Genomic DNA, 3,476 nt, shown 5'->3' on the forward strand with positions numbered 1-3,476 from the left:
GGATCAAGAAACGAGCAAAAAAACACAGAACGGCGGTTTCAATCGGACTGGTTGGTTTGGTCTCAATTATTGTTTTTGGTTCAATTGCCATTAACGCGCGCGTAACAGCACGCGAACAGGCCCAACTTGCGCAAAGTTTCGGCGAAGCCGTCAATCGCGTTGAATCCATTTTGAGATTCGGGTATACCAGCCCGCTCCATGACGTGACTCGAGAGAAAAATCTAGTCGCTTCCGAGATGCACAATATTAAGTCCAAGATGGAAACACTGGGTTCGGTCGCGAAAGGCCCTGGGCATTATGCTCTTGGAAGAGGTTACTTAGCCCAAAAGAAATACTCCAAAGCATACGAACATCTAGAAGAGGCGTGGAGGAGTAACTACAAAGAATCAAATGTCTCGCGCGCACTCGGTCTTGTATTGGGGAAAATGTATCAGGACTCTCTGTCTTCCGCCGATCGCATCCATGATAAGGAGCTTGCAGATGAGAGAAAGAAAGAAATAACAAAGCTCTATCTAACTCCGGCATTGCAATACTTGAAAACAAACGACAGAAGGAAGTCTGAAGACCAGTATTACTACGAGGGATTGATTTCTTTATACGAAAAACAATACGACAGAGCATGGAAGCTTGCTGAAGAAGCATCCATCAGGAAACCCTACTTTTATGAAGCCAGGAGTCTTCAAGGTGACGTCTTATTAGCCCGTGCGAGGGAAAAACGCACACAGGGTGACTACATAACCGCGCGTGGATTTCTCTCAGCTGCACAAAAGCATTACGAGGATGCAATCCAATTTGGCAGAAGCGATCCAGAAATCCACGGCAGCTTATGCGCGATGTGGAATGAAGTACTCGACATCAACCAGCAGCAGGGAGAGGAATGCGATGAACCATTCCGGCTCGCCAAGGCTTCCTGCGATAGTGGAATACTAGCGGATAATCAGAGTAATTCTCTTTACAAAGAAAGAGCATGGTCAAAATACTTGTATGGCACCTGCATCGCCACCAGAGGCGAAAACCCGGAAACGCTTCTACGCCAATCAATCAGTGATGCGGAAAAAGCCGTCACCTTGGAAAAAGATCCGGTTGCGCTGAACCTGCTGGCTCAGGCATTCGTTGCGCTTGGGGAGTATATGCATGACCATGGCCAGGACCCCAGAGCAATCTATGAAAGAGCGATGGAAAGCGCAAAACGGGCGCTGACACTCGAGCCGCACAACGCTGAAGCGCATCTAAATTCCGCTAACGCTAGCTGGCGAAACGGTCTTTATCTGACAGATCGTGGAGAGAATCCAATTCCCTGGTTCACAAAGAGTGCTCAGAGTTATGAGACAGTGCTTAAGGACGTAAAAAATATTCGAATCAGTATGAATAAAGGAAACGTTTATCAAATGATGGGAATGCACGCCTACGAGAGCGGTCACGATCCGACTAAATTTCTTCAAGAATCCATCAGTTCTTATGACCAGGCATCTGAGTTGAACCCCAGGCAAAGTTTAAGCTACTCAAATTCCTCAGCAAGTTATTTCTATTTAGGCTTGCATGACGCAGGTCGGGGTGTAAGTCCAAGTCACAACTTCGATAGAGCTATTGAGGCCTGCAATAAAGCTCTCAGGTACAATCCTTCAGACGACTTTGCGTGGACAATGATCGGGATCATACGAGCTCATTCTGCCTCGTACGCAGTAAAAAACGGTCTCGATCCTTCTCAAGAGATAGGCGAATCATTGAAAGCGTTTGAAAAGTCGCTAACAATCAATCCCGATTCAGCCGTAACACTCCAGAACATGGCTTTACCATACCTAACGATGGTTGAATATCAATTGGAAGAAAACCGCAACCCATCACAGAATATTAAGAAAGCAGTTACTGTGCTTAACCAGGCAAAACAGATTATTCCGGAGGACTTTTGGACACTCGTTTTGTTAGCCAGGTCAGAAATGTTGCGTGGGATCTGGGAAGCCAAAATCGGAAGGGATCCGCGAAAAATTTGGGAAGAAGCATTATCAAAATTAAACACCGCACTTCAAATCAATCCCAATAGCGTTGATACTTGTCTTGCTTCAGCTGAGCTGAATCTTACGATTGCGGAGTGGCAGCTAGGGAAGAAAGTGGATGCAGAGAATGCACTTAACGCCGCAAAGAAGGCGTTGTCACTCGCTTCCTCTATTAATTCAGAGAATTCGGACGTGTACCGACTTTATGCCGTGTTGTACAAGCTTAAGGCGGAAGCTCCATCTCAAATCAATGTGACGATTGCCATCCAAGATGGTCTGAAAATGGCGGAGCGGTCATTGTCTTTGAATCCAAACAATGCTGAGTCGATCGCTCTAAAAGCTGTCCTCCTAACAAGAACGCAAGGGAATGGCACAACGAAGATAAGATCTGAAGAAGTCCGGCAACTACTGGAAAAAGCATTTGCCCGAAGGCCCAGTCTGAAAAAAAAATACAGTCAGTACCTACTGTGAGCGTGGCGGCAGCAAGTGGAGAAAGAAAGGTTTCTAGTTCTCGGTTTCTCACCCTGATAAGCCGAGGGGCCAAGTCTTATTCAAAAAGGTATCGAGTTGTGGAATCTCCTTTTTGTTGAGTACGATCCTTCCGGTTAGGAATTCCAAGCGCCTTTCTGTGCTTCGTTACTCTTAGTTCGGTAAGTCTGTTCCCGGTTCGTTCCGTATACGCTTGCGCGACCTGCGCATCAGTCAGTGGGCTATTCGGATCCTCTTCAAGAATTATTCGCCTAATTTCCGACCGGACTTGAAACGTTCCTAGTTTCTCTGAAGTAAATGGAGGATTGATAAGCAGTCCTTTCGGAGTGGACGACGGTATGAGTTGTTTCCATCTATCATATACATTGGGGATGTGCAATTTGTTTCTCAGTGTCCCAACTGCCAGACCCGTGACGGGTTTAATGCCAAATTCAGATTCTAGTTTTCGGGCAATAGCTCTATCTGAATAGACATTGTCCACTCCTTCGGTAAGAATAATGGACTTAATGGCTGCGGAGATTTCCTGAAGTTGTACCTTCGGATCGACTAGCTTCTCAATAGATTGTTTCGAAGGTGGATATCCTTTCCATCTCTGTTGAATGTTAGCAATTCCCAAGTCTTTTCTTACAGCCCCAACTAACTTTGTAGTAACTTTCGTGGCGAACCCTTCCCGAATCATATTGCAAATTCTTTGATCAGTGTATCGATTGTCCTGGGTTTCCTTTTCCATAGCAGATCTGATCGTGTCCTCCACTAAAAGTCTTACTGTCGTTCTTCTGGACAGTTCAGATGAATTCACGTTGTGTCGATTCTTTATCGTTTGGGCAATCAAATGTGAAGCACGTCTTTCAGTATATGAAGGAATCTTAAGCTGGACGCGGGACTTACGAACACTCCGGATTTCGGCTTCCGTAGGTTCCCTGTGAATTATTGCGCTAGCTATCTGTCTATCGGTAAAAGGTTTTCCCTTTGGTTCAGAAGAAACGCAGTCAA

The 3,476-nt window shown here is 45.7% G+C and carries 2 protein-coding genes; one reads left to right on the plus strand and one right to left on the minus strand.

Features of this window, described 5'->3' with window-relative positions:
- Positions 1-2,465, plus strand: a 2,465-nt coding sequence (locus L0156_27105) for a hypothetical protein (GenBank protein MCI0606670.1), incomplete at its 5' end; no start/stop codon positions are given.
- A gap of 76 nt (positions 2,466-2,541) precedes the next feature.
- Here L0156_27105 and L0156_27110 read toward each other — a convergent pair.
- A partial coding sequence (locus L0156_27110) for a hypothetical protein (GenBank protein MCI0606671.1) occupies positions 2,542-3,476 on the minus strand: 935 nt, incomplete at its 5' end.

The organism is bacterium (genome assembly GCA_022616075.1).
GTDB lineage: Bacteria > Acidobacteriota > HRBIN11 > JAKEFK01 > JAKEFK01 > JAKEFK01.